Origin of the sequence: Streptomyces sp. NPDC005706, assembly GCF_040631045.1 — a bacterium.
In the GTDB taxonomy this organism is placed as follows: Bacteria; Actinomycetota; Actinomycetes; order Streptomycetales; family Streptomycetaceae; genus Streptomyces.
Map to the genome: position 1 here is coordinate 14,703 of NZ_JBEXYS010000032.1, position 17,729 is coordinate 32,431.

A 17,729-nucleotide genomic window follows, 5' to 3' on the forward strand; every position below is an offset into this window, starting at 1 on the left:
GGTGGCTGGCCCGGCGACGGCTAGCATCACCGGCACCGGATCCGAGGAACGGGGAGTTCATCCATGCGTCACCCGCGCTTAGGCGTCGCTATCTTGACCATGGGTAATCGGCCCGCCGAGCTGGCCGACCTGCTGGCGTCGGTGGCCGGGCAGGACACGTCCGCCGCGCGGGTGGTGGTCGTCGGCAACGGCTCGCCGCTGCCTCCGCTCCCCGACGGAGTGACCGGTGTCGAGCTGCCGGAGAACCTGGGGGTGTCCGGCGGCCGCAACGTGGCGCTGGCCCGGCTGCGGGAGTTCGGCGACGTCGATGTGGTGGTGGACCTGGACGATGACGGCCTGCTGATCAGCCGGAACGTCTTCACGCGGCTCACGGAGCTGTACGCGGCGGATCACCGGCTAGGCATCGTCAGCTTCCGCATCGCCGACGAACGTGGCCGCACCCAGCGCCGCCACATTCCCCGCCTGCGCGCCACGGATCCGATGCGGGGCGGGCTGGTGACGACGTTCCTGGGCGGCGGTCACGGGCTGTCCATGCGGATGCTTGATCAGGTCGGCGGCTGGCCGGAGCCGTTCTTCTACGCGCACGAGGAGACCGATCTGGCGTGGCGGGCGCTGGATGCGGGTTGGAAGGTGCTCTACGCACCGGAGCTGGTGCTTCAGCATCCGTGGACGTCGCCGACCCGGCACGCGGTCTTCCACCGCATGGTGGCCCGTAACCGGGTCTGGCTCGCCAAGAGGCACCTTCCCGCCCCCCTCGTCCCCGTCTACCTGGGGGTGTGGGCTGTGCTGACCGTTGCCCGCACCCGGTCAGTCGCGGGGCTTCGGGCCTGGCTGGGCGGGTTCGCCGAAGGCGTGCGCACCCCGTGCCCGCCCCGCCGGCCGATGCGCTGGGCCACGGTGTGGCGGATGACCCGGCTGGGCCGGCCGCCGATCATTTGATCAGGCGGAAGTAGCCTCGGACTGGGAGCGCAGCCACCCCGGGATCGCCCCGGGCGTCCGGCGCAACCAGCCCGCGTAGCGTGCCACCCCCTCCTCGACGGTGATCGTCGGCCGCCAGTCGAGGACCGCCTCCATGCGGCGGGTGGCCGCGTACCCGCCGAGTGGATCACCGGGCGGCATCGGCATCTGCACCATCCGAGTGCCCGGGTATCGGGCGGCGACCAGCTCAGCTACCTTCCGAATGCTGGTGGGCGTGCCCGTCCCGATGTTGATCGTCTCGTTGTGGGCGCGGGGCGCGATCAGGGCCCGCACGGTGGCTTCGGCGATGTCATCGACGTGGACCAGGTCCCGGATCTGGTGGCCGCCTCCATTGAGGTGCAGGGGCAGCCCGAGCGCGGCCCGGGTGGCGAACCAGGCCACCACCCAAGAGTGGCTGTTCTCCTTGACGACCTGTGGATCGCCGTAGACGGAGAAGTACCGCACGATCGTGTACGAGGTGCCCACGGCGCCGAGCGTGAGAGCGGCCTGCGTCTCTCCCCACGCCTTGGTGTTGGCGTAGACGGACATCGGCCGCAGCGCCGCGTGCTCATGGAACTGCGGCGGCACCCGCCCGTACACGGATTCCAGCAGGGCTCGCACCGTCCGGAATTCGTCGCAGGGGCGCGCCCAGTCGTCTGGGTTGCCGTTGCCGTAGACGCTGGCCGAGGAGACGTACACCAGGCGGCGGGTCCTCGCGCAGGCCGCGACCGCCTCGAGGAGGACTTGGGTGCCTGTGATGTTGTTGTGGATCGCCGACATGGGCTCGCGGGTGCAGGCGGCGACGTCGGCGAGCGCAGCGGCATGGATCACATAGTCGGCATTGCTAACGGCCTTCTTGACCAGGGCCGTGTCCCGGACGTCACCGACGATGACGCCCGGGTCGGATGCGTCGACGCCGAACAGATCCCGGTAGGTGTGCCGCGGGTAGGCGTCCAGCGTGCACAGAGCAATCGGCTGGGCCCCGATCTGCCGTAAGTGGCTGGTGATCCGGCTTCCGATCAGTCCGGCGCCGCCGGTGACCAGTACGGTCCGGCCTGCGAGTTCCTTGAACTGGGTGTCGTGCACAGTGCCCTCCGTCAGTGGTTGAGGTGTGCGCCTCGAACGCGCACAGATGCGTGCCGGCGCTGAGGCCCAGTGGGGATGGGAACCCGAGCGCCGTTCTCCGCCCGCGCCGACCGCCTGGTCAAGGACGGGCGGAGCTGTCCCGCAACGGCCCAGGGGAGTGCCCGGCCGTGCTACTGCGGGCGTGTCGCCTTGTGCCGCACCGTCAGGGGATGCAGTGCGACACAGGAGTCTGGGAGCCCGGCGGGGGCAGTGTGGGGAGCTCGCATAAGGTCAGCAGCGACCGGGCCAGGATCGCCGTGTCATGCAGTTGCTCGGGGTCCCGGGCCGCGGCAGGGTCTTTGGCAGTGAGGGCCTTGCGGGCGCGGGAGGCAACGTGGTCGGCGGTGGCGCGGGTCTCTCCGTGGAACTCGTTCGTGCGGCCTTCGAGCACTTCAAGGAGCAAGTGGAGGTGTCCGCGCAGGATCCCGGTGAGGTGCGCGCGCTGCTCCTCGCTGCCCAGGTCCGGGCGGCCGATTCGTACCTCGCCGAGCACTGTCATGTAGGTGCGGCGGATGTGGTCGGCGTCGATGCTGTACAGGGCTCTCATGCGATGTCCGGCTCCGGGTCGGTCGGCAGGTCTGGGTGGTCGAGCGGCCGGTTGGGTTGCCCGGGTGGCCGGCGGTGGCGTCGTTGACGGTGATGCCGAGCAGCGTCGGCGACTTGGCCGGCGGCAAAGAGCCGGGGTGATGGTGGTGCCTAACGACTCCGGGGCGCGTGACCTCGTGCGATCATCTGCGATGTCTGCCGGTCGGCGACATCGTGGCTGAGGCTGCCCCAGGCGCACCCGTTCACGGCCGGGTGTGTCATCCATAGCGTTGAGCATCTGGTCGAATGCGTGGCGGTGGTCGTTGGTGAGGGTGTCGTCGCCGTAGTCGACGAACCGGCCGCCCTCGTCCAAGCGTTCCGCTCGCGCCTGTAGCCGGGTCATCAGTTCGGGCCAGGCGCTGTCACGCTGCCAGAAGCGGAAGAGCCCACGGACCGTCTGTCACGGCCCGTACTCCGACGGCAGATCCCGGCATCGTCCGGCGGGTCCTGCAGCGGACCGCCGGCGGGCACTCAAATTGCTTGATCCCGGCCCCTCACGGCCCGTGCCGTAACGCGCGGGCCCTGGATACGTGGAGCGTGCTGGGGGTCAGAGATCGGAGGGCAGCTTGGCTCCGGTCTCGGCGTCGTAGGCGAGGCCGGTCGGGGACAGGCGCACCGTACGGGAGTAGGGCGCCATGCCCTCCTTCCAGGTTTTCCCGCCGATCGCTATACGGACCGTGACGTCGGCTAGAGCATCCTTGACCGGCAGTACGATCTCGGGGGCCTTGGGGAACCATCCATTTTCTCGGGTGCTGTGGGCGGTCTGCCCGGATGAGGCGTCAAGGCGCAGGAACTTGGCGTTGCGGTCGGCGTATGAGCGCAGTTCCACGATGACGCGGTCTCGGTCGGTGCTCCAGTGTGCGACCAGGTCGGCGTTGACGCCGTCGATGCGGACTGCTGCGCCGGACCTTCCCTTGTATGCGGCGGCCTTTTCTTGGCGTTCCTGGCGTTGGTCGTCGTTCTCGGCGCTCTGCCAGACGCAGGCCGCCGCGATGGCCAGGGCAGTGATTGCGGCGACGTAAGGCCAGGTGCGTCGTTGTGGGGGCGCCGGTAGCTCCGTGGCAGGGGCTGACATCGGCAGGGGGGCGACCGGTTCGGACCCGCGATGCCAAGCCGGTGCTCCGCTGCCGTTCGGCTCGTACCACTCGGCGTCTTTGCCCATACGTGCGACGGTAGCGCGCAGTTGCGCGGCCTGATCCCTGCTTCCGGACAGCTCCGCCACTTGGGCCCGGGTGGACAGCCAGGCTGCGGCCTGATCTGAGTGGATGCCGTGGGTGGTGATGTCTTCACGCTCCCCGATGGCGGCGAGCTGGGCGGCTTCGTTGAACCGACCGGCCGCTGCAGCCTGCAGGACGTCCTGGTGGCGGGTGTCGATGACATTCGGAGGCATCTCGAAGTTCCAGCCGCCTTCGTCGTCGAAGGCGGTGATGTCCTGCTGTTGCGTTGCCTGCTCGACTGGTGTGAGCGGGCCCTGGTCCAGGGTGTCGTGGCTGCTTACGAGATCAGGCACTGCCTCGTCTGCCCCGTGCTCAGGTTCGACGACGTGGGCTTGCTGCGCTTGGCGGCGTCGTGAGGACGTATCGGTGAGGTCGGCCTCTTCCGCACTCAGTGCGGTCTGGACGATGTCGACACAGTCGGGGCCCACCTTCCATACCGCCTGGCCCGGTTCGAGTGTCGGGATCCTCTCCACTGCCCAGGCGGGCAGACCGAGCAGATGGCCGACGTTGGCCGCCTCTTCGGGGCCGAGGCGTCCGACGTGGGCGATTTCGCACAAACGGGCCAGGTCCTGCGCCTTGCCGTTGCCGAGGTCGGACAGCGTGTGCATGACGACGTCCAGCGACAGGGCCGCCTTGCGGGAGTTCTTCAGCAGCCGCTGGATCAGCTCGCTGGTGGCCGGGGACAGCAGGATTTGCCAGGCCTCCTCGAGGACCAGGTGCCGATGCATGGCGGTCGACTGGCGCAGCCACACGTGCTCTGCCCAGCAGGACACCGCGGCCATGAGCGATGGGATGGCGGGGCTGTTGCGGTCCAGGCGGGAGAAGTCGAAGGACAGGATCGGCAGGTCCGTCTCGGGAAGACTTGCATCCTGGCCGTCGAATAGGCCGCGCAGCGATCCTTCGGTGTAGCGGGACAGGGCGATCGCCGCGCCCTCACCCCACTCGGTCAGCTTGGCGGCCGGCCACCTGCCGTCCTCGGCGCTGACCAGGGCGTCCACCAGCCCGTTCAGCGACGTCGCCTTTGGATGGTTCAGGGCGTGCTGGAGTGCGTGGGTGGCCTGGTGGCTGAGCGCGGCCGGTTCGACAGCCGCGATCAGGGAGCGCACCAGCTGCTCGCGGACCTCGGGCGGAAACATGCTGCTGCAGGGGTTCAGGGTGAAGGCGCTGGCCTCGATGACCCGGCCGCCCAGGGAGCGCACCAGCGGCGCCCACTCACCCCCGGCGCTGTCCTCGCCGAAGCTGTCGATGACGACGGCTTGGTGGGCGTGGTGGAGGATTTCGCGGCGGATCCTCGCCTTGGCTGTGGTGCTTTTGCCCGAGCCGAGTCCTCCGAGGGCAAGGGAGTTGGTGGATGGCAGCACGTTAGCCGGGGCGAGGACGGGGGACAGGTGGAACGGGCGCCCGTCGAGTAGTGACCGCCCGATGGAGATGCCGGGGAAGGCGTTGCTGGAGGCGACGAGCGGTGCGGTGATCGCGGCATGGCTGGAGGGTAGGCGGATCACAGGATTGCCCCTTTCCTGGTGGAGGCTCCGTGAGGGCTGGTCATCACGTGGGCGCGGTGTTGCTGGCCGGGGAGCCAGTCCAGGTGGACGCGATGCCGGTCGGCGGTGAGTGAGGCCTGCCAGCGTTCGGCGGTGATGGCCTCGAGACTGTCGCCCCATACGGTCAGGTAGGCGTCGAGGTCGACGAGCGTGGCGCCATGGACGAGCGCGCCGTGTGTGGCGGTGGACGCGATCTCGTGGCTGGCGGCCTTTACCTTGTCGGTGGTGAACGCCTCGCTGGCGGCGGCCTGCCACTTCGCCGAGCGGCGGGACTGGCCCGCCGGGAGTGGTCGGTAGAGCACGGCGAACGAGCGGTCGGAGTCATGTCCCAGTAGCAGCTTCGGCATGAGGTCGCCGCCGGTCTCCTCGGGCCAGCCAGTGATCCGCGCGGTGGCCGCGTAGCGGCCGTCGTCCAGAGCAATCCAGCCGGGCCCGCGCCCGGTCACAGCAGGGGGCGGGTCGGGAGCGAGGGGAGTCAATGCGCCGAGAGCGGCGAATTCGCCTGCCAGGCTGTCCAGGACCCGAAGGGGCTGGCCGACCAGCCCCTTCGGGACGTGCACGCTGATGGTCTGAGTGTGGGTGGTGTGAGCACCGACGTTCGCGTGGTGGGTTACGTGCACCTGGATACCGGCGGTGCGGGTCTGGCTGCCGGTGAATGCGAGCGCCCGGGAGAACGCGGCATGGAACGCGGCCCGGCGCTGCGGGTCCTGCATGGTGCCGTGCTCCGGGTACAGCGCCCATGAGGTGGTGGCCCCCGCCTGGGTGACCATGGAGGCTGGGGTGGTGCGCTCGGTCAGGTGTCGGTAGCCGACGGCTGCCCATCGGGCGATCGAGCGCGGCCCGGGGGCGAGATTGAGCAGTGTTGCTGCTGCGCCCACCGCGCCGAACGTCCACACGGGTGGTGGGGTGAGCATTGCCGACGCCAGGATGGCGCACCCGGCCCCGGCGTTCGCTTTCGTCAGCAGGGTTTCGGCGGGGCTGAGTCCGCGCTGCAGTGCCGGTACGCGGTAGCCGGGCGTCAGGGAGTACATGCAAAGCCTCCAGAGGAAGGGCCGACCGGGCCCCGGTGTCCGCCCCTGGCTGCCGTACAGCGAGAGGGGGGGCACCGGGGTGGGAGAGCAGTCGGTTGCTACAGGTTGTCGCCGGGCCGGCCAGACCGGCCGGGTGCCGGCCCGGGGTTCGAGGCCTGGCGTCTGGGATTGGGCGGCTGAGGGGTGCCGGTTCGGGGCTGGGCTGCGGTACGCGCCTGCTGGCGTACTTGCCTGATTCGCTCAGTGCGGGCGGCGGCCTCCGTTGCCTGCCGGCGGGCTGAGTCGACAGCGGACTCGGTGGTCAGGCGTCCCGGCCGCTGCGGCCGCTTGACGCCGTAGGCGGCGAAGAGCACGCCACGGTCCTGCGACATCGCCCGGCCAGGAGTGGGCACCGTGCGCGGCAGGTGTGGGGTGTTCTCCTGCTCGTAGAAGTCCGGCGCTCCCGCCCGTACGACGGCTCGCGCCACGGGATTGGTGGTGTTGCGTTCCACCAGCGTCCGAGCGCCGCGGGCCACCTTGGGCCCGAAGTAGGGCACTCCATGGAAGATCATTCGAAGCATCAGCGCGTCCGCGGCAACGAGCAGCACGGCGTCCACGACGAGCGAGCCATGGGCCAGCTCGACGAACGGTGCGACGAGCAGGAGTGCGAACGGGGCGAACATCAGCCCCAGCAGCCGCATCGCCCACTGTTTGACCGCTGTGGTGTCGCCGCCGCGTGCTAGGGACGCCAGCACGAGCGGCGCCATGCACACGAACACCAGGATGCCGATCTGGCGGGTCATGAAGACCAGCGCCGCGAATGCGAGGGCGACTACCAGCGCGGAGACGATCAGCAGTAGCGCCAACGGGTTGCCCGCGTCTGCTCCCTTCTCCAAGTCGTCACTGATCACGGAGAAGAGGGTGGACTCGTTGCTGGCGAACGCGGTGGTAAAGGCTGCGCTGACGGCCTTGTTGAGCAGCATCACTGCACCCGGTACCGATGCCATCCCGGCCACGGCCGCGAGTGCCCAGCCTGTGGAGGCGCCCATCTGCTTCAGCCGCGGTGCGCCCTGCCATGCGGTCAGGGCGCACACCACGATGACACCGATGAAGATCGCCACGGCTAAGTGCTGGCCGAGCCACAGGAACTGCTGGTAGACCCAGCTGTCGGCCTTGGCCGGCGCCCACGTCTTGTCAGGCGCGACAAGCTCGATGACCTTCTTGATCAGGCTTTCGGCGAGGTCTTTGACGTGGTCGGAGGCTCCGTGGGTGAGGCCTCCGCCGCCTCCGAGCCCGCTGCTGTCGGGTGGGCCGCCTCCTGGGTTGTCCGCTTCGCAGTAGGCGCGGCCTGGGCCTTTGATCAGGTTGCAGGGGTCTTTGTCTGCCATACCGGATCAGCCCTTGGCGTCGGTGACGGTGGAGAAGAGGGTGTCGCCGTAGAGGGCGAGGATGACGGCGACGAACAGGGTGCCGACTGCGAGGGAGCCCTTCTGCAGGGCGCCCTTGGGGTCGTTGGACAATTGCAGCAGCATGCGGACGGCGATGATGGCGATCACGGCGGCGATGCCTTTGGTGACCAGGCCGCCGCCGGTGAGGCCGATGGTGTCGAAGAAGTCCTTGAAGCCGCCGGACATGTCGACGGGCTTGGCGAGGGTGGTGAGCTGGGGCATGGGTCAGATCTCCTGGCTGTGGTGGGCGGTGGGGCGGGCGACGGCGATGAGGTCCGGCATGGTGTCCATGGGGTCGTAGCGGACCTGGGTGCCGGGGCGGGGGGCGTTGAGAATCCAGCCGCCGCCGATGTAGATGCCGACGTGGTGAATGCTGCTGAGGCTGGTGCCGTAGAACACGAGATCGCCGGGGCGTACTTCTCCGGGTTTTACGGGTTCTGATGCGGTGTATTGCTGTGCTGCTGTGCGGGGCAGGGTGATGCCGGCCTGTGCGTAGGCGTAGAGCGTGAGGCCGGAGCAGTCGAATCCGGTGATGGATTGACCGGAGCGGCCGTTGGGAGAGCAGCAGGTTCCTGTGCTGGGGCCGTTGGAGTTTCCTCCGCCCCATGAGTAGGGGGTGCCGATCATTTTGGTTGCTGCGTTGAGGGCGGTGGAGGCTTGCACTGTGGTCGCGGTTTTGCTGCGACCGGTGGTTGGTTTGTTGGCGAGGGCCTGGATGGACCGAACGTAGTTTTGTGTCTCTTTGTAGGGAGGTACGCCTTTGTATTTGCGAACGGCTCCACTTCCGGCGTTGTAGGCGGCAAGTATATTGCTCTGCTTGTCACCGGGAACATCATGGACGTCTTTCGCTGTGCCGCACAGATATCCGGCGGCTGCGGGGATGGCGTCTTCGGGGTCCCAGACGTCTCGTTTGCCGTCGTTGTTTCCGTCGACGCCGTGCTTCTCCCATGTGGACGGCATGAATTGTGCGATGCCTTGCGCGCCGACTGGGGAGCGTGCTTTCGGATTGAATCCGGATTCTTGCGTGAGGAGCGCGGCGAGCAGGTTCGGGCTGATTTCGGGGCAGGTGTTTCCCGCGTCCTGGATCAGCGACCTGTACTGGGTGGGGACGGCCAGGCTGAGCGCCGTGGACACCGGGTTGTCGGCGGCGCCCTGCACGAGTGCGGCTAAGACGACGGCCGTGGTCGCTCCTACGCCGATGGTGACGGCTGCAGAGGCACGCAACGGGCCTCCTCCCTCTCTTCCTGGTGTTTTGGGTGTTTGCGCTGGTCAGGTCCGCCATGGGGGACCGTCATGGCACCGCCTCGAGGCGGTTGGGGACCGCCAGGGCACCGCCATGGGTCGGTCCGGTGTGGCGGTGCCATGGCGGTCGCCGGCGGTGCTGTGGCGGTGCGCCGGCGGTGGTGCGTGGCGGTCACGAGTCGGACTTCGCGAAGGCGAGCAGGTCGTCCAGGCGGTAGCCGCGGCCCTGTGACGTCTTGTGCGCCGGGGGGCCGCCCAGAAGCTCGTTGAGCTTCTTTCCGCGCTTTACCGGATCGTCTTCCAGAATTCCTAGGGCGGGTGCCATGTCCGGTGTGGACATGAAGTCCAGTCCCTTGCTGCGCATCAGGTCGATGGCCTGCCGGAGCGGCGTTTCCTCCGGGAGTGCCTCCACGTGTGCGTCGACTTTTTCGTCGACCACGTCCCAGATGAATTTGTCTGAGAAGTGGAATCCTCGGATGAGGGTGGAGCGCCCTTTGGTGAAGAGGACGCCCTGTCCCTTGATGTCGGGGTCGAGGAGTGCGGGGTTGATCGGGGCGACGGTTTCGAAATAGGTGTCGCCGAGAGCGACCTTGGCGGTTCCCGCCGATGCCACGTAGAGGCACAGGCGGTAAAGGAACTGGTCGCGGACCATGACGGGAATGGCGTTCGTGGACGGGCGCTGGGTCATGAGGACCGTGGAGATCCCGGATTCCAGGGATTTGGAGACAAGGGACCGGGTGTCTTCCGCGATCTGCTTGGCCTGGTCTTTATCTTCGCTGTTTCCGCCGGAGGAGAAGAAGTCGGCTGCCTCGTCTACGATGAAGATGACCGGCTTGAACTTCGGTGCGGGTTGCCGGTTCCGGAGGGATTCCTTGATTTCCTCGTACCGGCGGTCCGATAGGTCGTTCAGCTCCCGGACCATGTCCCAGAAAACGGCCGGATCATCCGACGACTCATAGCGGGTGGCGATCGGTTCGAACCTGGTCAGCCCGCAGAATTTCCCGTCGAGCAGATACAGGTCGAACTCGCCGTACGCGATCAGCAGGCAGGTGATGAGCCCGTTGATCAGCGTGGTCTTGCCCATCTGCGTCATGCCCGCGACCAGGAGCGAGGCCTTGTCGAAGGTGGGCACCCCGACGAGCTGGCCGGTGACGTCGTGGCCGAGCGGGACCCCGGCGAACGCCGCGATCTCCTGCCAGCTGGGCGCGGGGAAGGGGCGGGTGAACGGCGGCTCGTGCAGCTTGAGCAGCTTGACCCGGCGCTCGTTGTCCCGGCTGCGCTCCATCGTCAGGTGCAGGCGGGTGACCTGGAACATGCCCGCCACGGTGCCGAGGCGCTTCTCGACGTCCTCGTAGGTGCGCCCCTCGGGGACTAGGAAGTCGTACAGCGCGCCGGTCTGTACGTCGCTGACCGTGGCCTGGTCGGCTCGGATGACTTCGTCCTTGCCGATGGCGCCGGCCGTGCGGAGCGCCGCGGTGAGTTCCGGGTGGGCTGGGGCGGTTTCGGCCGGGGGCAGGGTGCTGTCCGCGGGCAGTGGGACGGCTTGGGTGACGGCCTGTGTCCCTGCGCTCGTCTGGGCTTTGGCGGCCGTCGGTTGGCGTGCCCACAGGCGCTTGGCGGCCGTTTTGGCCTTCCAGGTGCCGTAGCCGATCGCGACCAGGGCTCCGGCGGTGAGCAGGACGGTGGCGGGCCAGGTGAGGCCGAGTTTGTCCTTGATGGCGGCGAGGACGCCGAAGGCGGTGGCGAGGACGCCGATCGCGCCAGCGGTCTGCGCGTACATGTCCTCACCTGCTTGTTTTCCTGACACGCCTCTCCTTCTGCGGGTCGTGCATGGGTGCACGGGGTCGTGCACGCGGGTGGCGGGATGGGGGGTGGGGTGCGCGCCGGGTCTGCTCTCTGGGTCTGCGAACCGTTCGTTCGCTCGCCAGGTCACTCACCGGGTCTGCAACCGGTCGACTGGCTTGGTTTCCGGCAGTCGCAGCAAGGGCCAGCCCGCAGGGGGTGCGGGTTGGCCATCACTGGTGGTGCCGGATAGGGCTGGGTCAGATGTCGGCGTCCTCGGACGCCTCGTCATCGGTGCCGGTGTCGGTCATCTCGCCGTGGCCTTCGTTGGCCCGCAGCGCGGCCCAGGCGTGGCGGATCCGTTCCTCGCTGCCCTGGTAGCCGGCGCCGCGGTAGGAGCTGCGGGCCTGACGGAAGGACAGCGGCGGGTCGTCGGAGTAGCGCAGGTGGCGCAGCACGACGCCGATCTGCGTGTCGGTCAGTTGCTCGCCGGGCTGCGGGACCGGCACGCCCTCGACGGCCGCGAGGTCCGTGAGCGTGACGGTGTGTGCCGCTGGGTGGGCCGGTGTGCCGGTGGGCGTGACGGCGGGTGTGCCGGTTGCCGTGCCGGATGCGTGCGGAAGGGCGTTGACCTGCGTGCCGTTGGCGTCACTGCCCGGCAGCGGCGTGCCGATGGGTGTGCCGGGCAGGGCGGGCGCGCCAGGCTTGAAGGTGCCGAGTTCGGGCAGGGCGATAGCTGCGACCGAGGCGGGCAGCACCTTCTCGGCGATCGTGGCGGCGGTGGTCTCGGCCTGCTCGTGCAGGTCCTCGGTCATAGTCTGCTGGGTCCTGAGGACCGACAGGCGGTAGGACGTCTCGGCCTCGGAGACCCGCTCGTTGAGATCTGTCGCCAAGGTCAGCAACTCGATCCGGTCGGCGGCTTCCGCCTCCATCTCCTCGAGCTGGTCCGCGACCTGCTGGCGCCTGGTCGCGATGGTGCGGCGGGTCTTGTCCGACACCCGCCGGCCGAGGGCCGGCAGGGCGATCCACCACGCGCCCTTGGTCGCCACGATGGCGATCGGAGCGATGACCACGGCCAGGTCGAACCCGGTGTCCGTGCTCTTCAGCCTCAGGGCCAAGTCGACCGTGGGGATCGCGGCGTTGACGAGCGTGAGCGCCAGTCCCGCCCACCGCACCCGCCCGGCGCGCCGGCGGTTGTTGCAGGACAGGATCTCGGTCGCCTGGAAGACGACCCAGAGTGCGTCCAGGGCGCCCACGGTCGGGACCGCCCACTTCCCGAAGGGCGGCTCCAGGATCTGATAGCTGACGGCCATCGACAGGACGGCCGCCCCGAGGGTGACCACCCCCAGGATCGCCAGCACCATCCCGCGCGACGTGGGCCGCCGCCAGATCTTCTTGATCACTCTTCTGTTTCCTCTCGCGTTTCGGGTCGGCGGAAGCCGAAGCCGTTCACAGGGCGTTGGGCTCCAGGGACCAGAAGACGATGTGGGCGCCCTGGCATTCGGGGTGGCTGTCGGCGATCTGATCGCGCAGCTCGGCGAGGAACTCGGCGCGCGTCCAGCCCGCGGGCGGGGTGATGGGGCCGGTGAAGGTGTGCATCAGGAACCCGTTACCGGCCGGGGCCTGCAGGGTGAGGACGAAGTGATGCGTGCCGCTGCCGGCCGCCTGGGCCGTGCCGGGCGCCTCAGTAGTGCCGGTCGTCTGTGATGTGGTCATCGGTGATCGCCTTTCAGCGCCGACGGCGCTGGTTGAGTCGATTGAGGTAGGCGTCCTGCAGCCGCGTGAACGACGCCCAAAGGCGACCGCCCTCAGGGCAGCGGGAGGCGTCGGTGCAGCTGGTGCAGGAAGTGGTGTGCGCCTGCTGGGCGCGGTGCGAGGCCTGGTAGCGCTGGTAAAGATCGTCAGGCAAGGGACGCCTGTCTTTCGTGGTGATGCCGGCGGATGAGGTGGAGGCCGGTGACGCGATGCCCGGGCGTCCCTCGCCGCCGCGGCTGCCATAGCGGCGGCCGTGAGCAGCAGATGGGAAAGCGAGCGAGTCGGTCCGGCGTCGGTCGCGGCCCGGGCAGCGCGGTGCTGCGCTGCCCAGGCCGCATGTATGAGGTGCGGCAGGTGGGTCAGCTGCACGCGCTGCAGACGCCGCCGGACCAGCCCTCGAACCAGCCGCCACACACCGAGCACTGACCACCACCGTTGGACACGGGGGCGGGGGCCGGGGCCGGATCCTGGGCGGCATCGTCCGGCGCAGGCGTGTGAGCACCGGCCTCGCTGCAGCGGCACCGCCAGTAGCCACACACAGGGCAAGCGTCGTCGGCCATAGCCGGGCGGTGCGTGGTGAGCACCGGCTGCCGCTGGAAGCCGGGCATCATCTCCTGCAAGGTGCGGCGCGCCCGCCGGCCGACCGGGATCCGGGCGTCGGCCTCGCGCACCATGCGTGCCAGGAGGTCACCGAGCTGGTGGTGCGCGGCGGCGGTGCAGGCACCGGAGTGCCAGCCACCGCACCGGTCACACGCGTACTCGGGATTGACCGCGGCTCCTGTCATGTGGGCCACGGGACGTGTCATGATCGCAGTGGTCAAGGGAAGTCCTCTTTCCTGTGACCGGACAGCCCCGGGGGTCTCAAGTCGCCGGGGCTGTCGCCTGTGACTGGCCGGACGGCCAGCCACGGCCCGTCTCCCATCCCCCTTACGCGCTCTGCGGGGTGGGAGAGGGACCGTGGCGGGCGGTCAGGCCGCTGGCGCGTAGACGCTCGTATCGGGGGCGGGGCGGATCAGGTAGTCGCTGTCCGTCCACACCGTGCCGACGGCGAAGGGCTGGCCGTCGGGACGAAGGGTGTCGCGGACGATGACCGCCCACCGAGCGGCGGTCCGGCGCAGCAGCTGCGCGGCGTCAGCCGGGTTCGTAACGAGCGCCAGGACCTCGAACCGGCCGTCACTGTTCTGGTAGATCGCGCCAGGGCGGCGGGGGCCGATCTCGTCTCGGCCGCTCAGACAGGTCTGGTGGAATGCGATGCTGTGCATGTGGGTCGTCCTCCCGGATCTCGACCTGCGACAAGAACCCCTCAGGGCTGCATCCCTGAGGGGTTCGTCGTGTTCTGGCCCCGCACAGCAGCGGGGCAGTGCGTCCTGCGCACTCCACCGGCCACCGAGCCCTGCGTGGCGTGGTGGGCGGTGGGCAGCGCAGGGCTGCTGGGAACCCGGCAGAGGTGGCGATGCCGGGGCAAGGAGGACGGCCACAGCCGCCCTCGCGCGGTGGATCAGGGCACGGGGCGCTTGGGGTGCAGTGTTTTGAGCGGCACCGGCGGCGCGCCCAGCGGCGCGTCATGGTCGGGCACTTGTGCGCGGCAGGCGTCGGTCTCGCGGACCGCCGACTCGGTCGATGCCCACCTCACCTCGCGCAGCAGCCACAGGGGACGACCATCGCCGGTCTTGTCATTCGCCGTCTGCTTCTGCGCGGCGATCTGGCTGACGGCCGGGGCAGGGTGCACCTCAGGCTTCCGCCGCACGGCGGTTCGGCGACGGCCGGTGGTCTCGGCGTTGCCGTCTTCGAGGCGCTCCCGCCACTTCTCGAACTCGATGTCCACGGTGACCAGACGGTTACTGCCCTGGCAGCGGCCGGCCGCGTCCTTCCCCGCACGCCCCGTGTCGTGCGGGACCAGCTTCTGTCTCTTGGCCTGAATGCCAGTGATCGGCACCCACGTCGTGCAGTCAGGACAGATCAGTGACGCGCAGATCGGACGCAGGTCGTACTGGTGGGGCTTGAGTGTGGAAATGGCAAGCGCCGGTCGGCCGCTGATGTTTCGGGAGCGGGTCCGGCTCCGGCGGTGGCGGGCGGTGCGCTCAGGGGGCGAAGCAGGCATCTGGACTCCTCAAGGACGGAGTGGCAGGGAGCGCGTCGCGATGCTCTCTCTGCCCTCCGGGCCGCTCAGCACAAGGCCGGCGTCCCGGAGGACAGACAGCGCACAGCGCTGCAGCGTGCACACAGTCGTCGCGGCCGTCAGGCTCCAGGGGAGTTCGATGAAGCTCTCAACCCCGGCCACCCCGAAGGGCGAACGACTACTGCGGTGGAGTCGTAGGCGCGTAACCCCTACTCAACGGAGCATTAGAGCTATCGCTATCGCCTAGTAGAGACCATGCAGGGCTGCTAAGTCAATAGCGATAGCTCTATGTGGCGCGAGCAGTTGTATTCGGCGCGTCGCCCACTGATAGAGCTAGCCCTAGAATCAGATCCACCCAGCACTCTGAAAGGTGGCTTCGATGGCCGTCTCGTATCGCGACATCGCCGCCGACCTGCGACAGCAGATCGGCGAGGGGCGATACGTATCGGGCGACAAGCTGCCGATGCTTACCGAGCTCCAAGCCCAATATGGCGCTGGCTACCAGACCGTGCGAAGCGCCATCTCGCTCCTGGAACAGGAGGGACTGGTCGTCGCAGTGCGCCGCAGGGGGACCATAGTGCGGGAGCGCCCCAAGAAGCGGCGCATCACACGGTCCCGTCAGGTCTTCCGCGACGAGACCGGCTACTACTTCGACCCCACCGCCCACCCGTGGGTCGCCCTGGAGCCTCCCACCCTGCGATGGGGCGTCGTGCCGGTCGACCTCGCTGCCCTCATGGGGCTCGCCACCGGATCCGAAGTTCTCGTTCGTGACGGCGTGATGGGCGATCCCGACACCGGGATTCCGAAGCAGCTTGCCACCAGCTACCTGCCAGCCGACCTCGCTCGAGGAACTCGACTTGCGAAAGCCGACACCGGCCCGGGAGGCATCTATGACCGCCTGGAAGAGATGGGCCACCGCCCGCTCCGCTGGAGCGAAGGCGTTTCTGCCCGCATGCCCTCGCCCGAAGAGGCGGAGGCGCTGAGTCTTCCAGCCGACGTCGGTGTTCCACTCCTGCGCATCGTGCGGGTCACGACCTCCCCCAACGGCGACGTCGTCGAACTGAACGACACCAGGATGAGCGCCGAAGAGTTTGAGATCGGCTACTCCATCCGACGCCACACAAGTGCTCGACTCACTGATGACGACGGAGACGGAGACAACGGTGACGACCACTGACTGCACCTCACGTCCGGGTTGCTGATCTGGTGAGGCCCATCACACCCGGACCGGACGCGGTGAACCATCACAGGGGCTTGTCGAAGCTCGTACGCATCGCCATTCATGGGTTTTCAACATCCGCGTACACATGCGATTTGCAGCTCGAGCCCTAGGCTCGCGGCCATGACGATGACGGAGGGGCAAAGGGTGGTGAAGCAGCGAGTTGGGTGGAGGCCAGACCGGCTGCGTGAGCAGCGCGAGGCTCACGGCCTGACCCTGGAGAAGGCGGGCGAGCGTATTCGGGAAGTTGCTGAAAGAGCCAAGCTCAAGGGCATCCCAGCTGCGAACCCGCAGACTTTGTGGCAGCACGAGCAGGGCGAGGTGTACCCGGGCCCGCACTACCGGCGCGCCTACTGCCTCCTCTACCGCGCGACCGAACCCGACCTCGGCTTCCGTGCCGCTCTGCCGGGGGAGGAGACGTCCTTCAAGCTGACGCCGATGGACGACCGCCTTAATGGCGCACACGTCTTGGCAGTTGAACGCGCGATCCACCGCATTTCGCCGGGCACCGAGGACGCTGGGCACTTCGCTCTGCAGCAGCGGATCATCGACGCGTGGAAGCGACGGCATACTGGCGGTGACCCACACCGTCCGGTCCTGATCCTAGTGGGCGGGTTCGCCGGTTCCGGGAAGACGGAGCTCGCGCGCTTCTTCGTTCAGCTCACGGGCTGGCCGCTGCTCGATAAGGACCCGCTGACGCGGCCGCTCGTGGAGCGTCTCCTGGTGGCGTTGGGCGGCGACCCGAACGACCGGCACACGGAGCTCTATCGGGAACGTGTTCGGTCTGTGGAGTACGACTGCCTCATGCAGTCGGCCATGGCCAACATCAGGTGCGGGATCAGCACCGTGCTCTCGGCGCCGTTCATCGCGGAGATGACCGACCCGGAGTGGATGCAACGTCTGTCGAACCGGGCCGCCTCCATGGGCGTCGACGTCTTCCCGGTGTGGGTGCGGTGCGATGAGGAGTCGATGCGCGAGTACATCACCTTCCGGTCCGCAGCCCGCGACGCGTGGAAGCTCCAGCGTTGGGACGAGTACATGGCCACGATCGATCTGGACCTGCGGCCTGCGGTGCCGCATCTGGTCGTCGACAACCGGCTGGGGACCGCGGTGACGCTTGCGGACCAGGCCCGGCAGGCCATGGGTGCGACGTACGCATGAAGGGAGGCCAGGGCGTGATCCTCTACGGCCCGCCGGCGGCGGGCAAGGACACCGTCACCACAGCGCTCACCGAGCTGCGCCCGCAGTGCCGCCAGTTTGCGCGGCTCAAGGTCGGCTCGGGCAAGTCGCTCGGCTACCGGATGGGCACGGCGGAGCAGCTGCGCAACCTGGAGGCCGCGGGCGAGGTCGTCTACGCAAACAGCCGGTACGGCAACGTATATGTCATCGACGCGCCCGGCCTGGACGCAGCGTTTATGGCCGGGGTACCGGTGGTGCATCTCGGGCAGGTCGATGGCATCCGGGCCCTGCTCGACGGCTACCCGGCGGACTGGGCGGTGGTGCTGCTGTGGTGTCCGCGCGAGGCTACCGCGGAGCGGTCCGCAGGCCGGGGCGACAGCGACACAACGGCGCGGATGGCGGCGTGGGACGCGACCCAGGAGGACCTGGACGCTCATCCAGGCATGGTCTGGGACCTGACGGTAGACACCACAGCATCGTCGCCGGAGGAGGTGGCGCGGCTCATCGACCAGTTGCTCGCGCAGCCGGGAGCGGCGCCGACATGAGCGCG

At 68.5% G+C, this 17,729-nt stretch carries 18 protein-coding genes; 4 read left to right on the forward strand and 14 right to left on the reverse strand.

All coding sequences use genetic code 11. The features are described from left to right. Positions 1-63: 63 nt before the first annotated feature. Positions 64-939, forward strand: coding sequence for a glycosyltransferase family 2 protein (locus tag ABZ478_RS32650; RefSeq protein WP_359555131.1), 876 nt, complete (start codon positions 64-66; stop codon positions 937-939). Here ABZ478_RS32650 and ABZ478_RS32655 read toward each other — a convergent pair whose 3' ends face one another. The 14 genes from ABZ478_RS32655 to ABZ478_RS32720 form a co-directional block, all read right to left on the reverse strand. Next, positions 940-2,043 (reverse strand): NAD-dependent epimerase/dehydratase family protein, encoded by a 1,104-nt coding sequence (locus ABZ478_RS32655; protein WP_359555133.1) that lies wholly within the window; start codon positions 2,041-2,043, stop codon positions 940-942. 202 nt (positions 2,044-2,245) lie between these two features. Next, on the reverse strand, positions 2,246-2,629 hold the full coding sequence (locus tag ABZ478_RS32660) for a DUF6415 family natural product biosynthesis protein (protein WP_359555134.1): 384 nt from the start codon (positions 2,627-2,629) through the stop codon (positions 2,246-2,248). 585 nt (positions 2,630-3,214) lie between these two features. Beyond that, entirely contained in the window at positions 3,215-5,386 is a 2,172-nt protein-coding gene (locus ABZ478_RS32665; RefSeq protein WP_359555135.1) for a hypothetical protein, read from the reverse strand. Then, positions 5,383-6,456: a hypothetical protein gene (locus ABZ478_RS32670; RefSeq protein WP_359555136.1), complete on the reverse strand. Its 1,074-nt coding sequence runs from the start codon at positions 6,454-6,456 to the stop codon at positions 5,383-5,385. The genes ABZ478_RS32665 and ABZ478_RS32670 overlap by 4 nt, the downstream gene beginning before the upstream one ends. A gap of 98 nt (positions 6,457-6,554) precedes the next feature. Further along, positions 6,555-7,823 carry a hypothetical protein gene (locus ABZ478_RS32675; RefSeq protein WP_359555138.1) on the reverse strand — a complete coding sequence of 423 codons (1,269 nt, stop codon included), beginning with the start codon at positions 7,821-7,823 and terminating at the stop codon, positions 6,555-6,557. 6 nt (positions 7,824-7,829) lie between these two features. Continuing rightward, entirely contained in the window at positions 7,830-8,105 is a 276-nt protein-coding gene (locus tag ABZ478_RS32680; protein ID WP_281295922.1) for a hypothetical protein, read from the reverse strand. A 3-nt stretch (positions 8,106-8,108) separates the two neighbouring features. Next, entirely contained in the window at positions 8,109-9,107 is a 999-nt protein-coding gene (locus ABZ478_RS32685; RefSeq protein ID WP_359555141.1) for a bifunctional lytic transglycosylase/C40 family peptidase, read from the reverse strand. A gap of 190 nt (positions 9,108-9,297) precedes the next feature. Beyond that, positions 9,298-10,905: an FtsK/SpoIIIE domain-containing protein gene (locus ABZ478_RS32690; RefSeq protein WP_359555143.1), complete on the reverse strand. Its 1,608-nt coding sequence runs from the start codon at positions 10,903-10,905 to the stop codon at positions 9,298-9,300. Positions 10,906-11,167: 262 nt separating this feature from the next. Beyond that, complete coding sequence (locus ABZ478_RS32695) at positions 11,168-12,310, reverse strand: hypothetical protein (RefSeq protein WP_359555146.1); 1,143 nt, start codon at positions 12,308-12,310, stop codon at positions 11,168-11,170. A 46-nt stretch (positions 12,311-12,356) separates the two neighbouring features. Beyond that, positions 12,357-12,623 carry a hypothetical protein gene (locus tag ABZ478_RS32700; RefSeq protein WP_359555149.1) on the reverse strand — a complete coding sequence of 89 codons (267 nt, stop codon included), beginning with the start codon at positions 12,621-12,623 and terminating at the stop codon, positions 12,357-12,359. 13 nt (positions 12,624-12,636) lie between these two features. Continuing rightward, on the reverse strand, positions 12,637-12,816 hold the full coding sequence (locus ABZ478_RS32705) for a hypothetical protein (protein WP_359555152.1): 180 nt from the start codon (positions 12,814-12,816) through the stop codon (positions 12,637-12,639). 205 nt (positions 12,817-13,021) lie between these two features. Further along, positions 13,022-13,447: a hypothetical protein gene (locus tag ABZ478_RS32710; RefSeq protein ID WP_359555155.1), complete on the reverse strand. Its 426-nt coding sequence runs from the start codon at positions 13,445-13,447 to the stop codon at positions 13,022-13,024. A gap of 183 nt (positions 13,448-13,630) precedes the next feature. After that, positions 13,631-13,924, reverse strand: a complete 294-nt coding sequence (locus ABZ478_RS32715) for a hypothetical protein (protein WP_359555156.1) — start codon at positions 13,922-13,924, stop codon at positions 13,631-13,633. A 236-nt stretch (positions 13,925-14,160) separates the two neighbouring features. Next, positions 14,161-14,763, reverse strand: a complete 603-nt coding sequence (locus ABZ478_RS32720) for a hypothetical protein (RefSeq protein ID WP_359555157.1) — start codon at positions 14,761-14,763, stop codon at positions 14,161-14,163. 397 nt (positions 14,764-15,160) lie between these two features. Here ABZ478_RS32720 and ABZ478_RS32725 point away from each other — a divergent pair, with 397 nt between their 5' ends. From ABZ478_RS32725 to ABZ478_RS32735, 3 genes are all read left to right on the forward strand, one after another. Further along, on the forward strand, positions 15,161-15,958 hold the full coding sequence (locus tag ABZ478_RS32725) for a GntR family transcriptional regulator (RefSeq protein ID WP_359555160.1): 798 nt from the start codon (positions 15,161-15,163) through the stop codon (positions 15,956-15,958). Between the two features lie 165 nt (positions 15,959-16,123). Continuing rightward, positions 16,124-17,161 (forward strand): AAA family ATPase, encoded by a 1,038-nt coding sequence (locus tag ABZ478_RS32730; RefSeq protein WP_359555162.1) that lies wholly within the window; start codon positions 16,124-16,126, stop codon positions 17,159-17,161. Beyond that, the gene (locus tag ABZ478_RS32735; RefSeq protein ID WP_359555165.1) at positions 17,158-17,724 is read left to right on the forward strand and encodes a guanylate kinase; all 567 of its coding nucleotides are present in this window, start codon (positions 17,158-17,160) and stop codon (positions 17,722-17,724) included. Before ABZ478_RS32730 ends, ABZ478_RS32735 begins: the two co-directional genes overlap by 4 nt. Positions 17,725-17,729: the final 5 nt, after the last annotated feature.

Coding starts and splice junctions, on each gene's coding strand:
- ABZ478_RS32650 (WP_359555131.1), top strand. CDS start 64: ATGCGTCACCCGCGCTTAGGCGTCGCTATCTTGACCATGGGTAATCGG.
- ABZ478_RS32710 (WP_359555155.1), bottom strand. CDS start 13,447: ATGACAGGAGCCGCGGTCAATCCCGAGTACGCGTGTGACCGGTGCGGT.
- ABZ478_RS32720 (WP_359555157.1), bottom strand. CDS start 14,763: ATGCCTGCTTCGCCCCCTGAGCGCACCGCCCGCCACCGCCGGAGCCGG.
- ABZ478_RS32690 (WP_359555143.1), bottom strand. CDS start 10,905: ATGTACGCGCAGACCGCTGGCGCGATCGGCGTCCTCGCCACCGCCTTC.
- ABZ478_RS32700 (WP_359555149.1), bottom strand. CDS start 12,623: ATGACCACATCACAGACGACCGGCACTACTGAGGCGCCCGGCACGGCC.
- ABZ478_RS32680 (WP_281295922.1), bottom strand. CDS start 8,105: ATGCCCCAGCTCACCACCCTCGCCAAGCCCGTCGACATGTCCGGCGGC.
- ABZ478_RS32660 (WP_359555134.1), bottom strand. CDS start 2,629: ATGAGAGCCCTGTACAGCATCGACGCCGACCACATCCGCCGCACCTAC.
- ABZ478_RS32730 (WP_359555162.1), top strand. CDS start 16,124: ATGACGATGACGGAGGGGCAAAGGGTGGTGAAGCAGCGAGTTGGGTGG.
- ABZ478_RS32735 (WP_359555165.1), top strand. CDS start 17,158: ATGAAGGGAGGCCAGGGCGTGATCCTCTACGGCCCGCCGGCGGCGGGC.
- ABZ478_RS32715 (WP_359555156.1), bottom strand. CDS start 13,924: ATGCACAGCATCGCATTCCACCAGACCTGTCTGAGCGGCCGAGACGAG.
- ABZ478_RS32675 (WP_359555138.1), bottom strand. CDS start 7,823: ATGGCAGACAAAGACCCCTGCAACCTGATCAAAGGCCCAGGCCGCGCC.
- ABZ478_RS32670 (WP_359555136.1), bottom strand. CDS start 6,456: ATGTACTCCCTGACGCCCGGCTACCGCGTACCGGCACTGCAGCGCGGA.
- ABZ478_RS32725 (WP_359555160.1), top strand. CDS start 15,161: ATGGCCGTCTCGTATCGCGACATCGCCGCCGACCTGCGACAGCAGATC.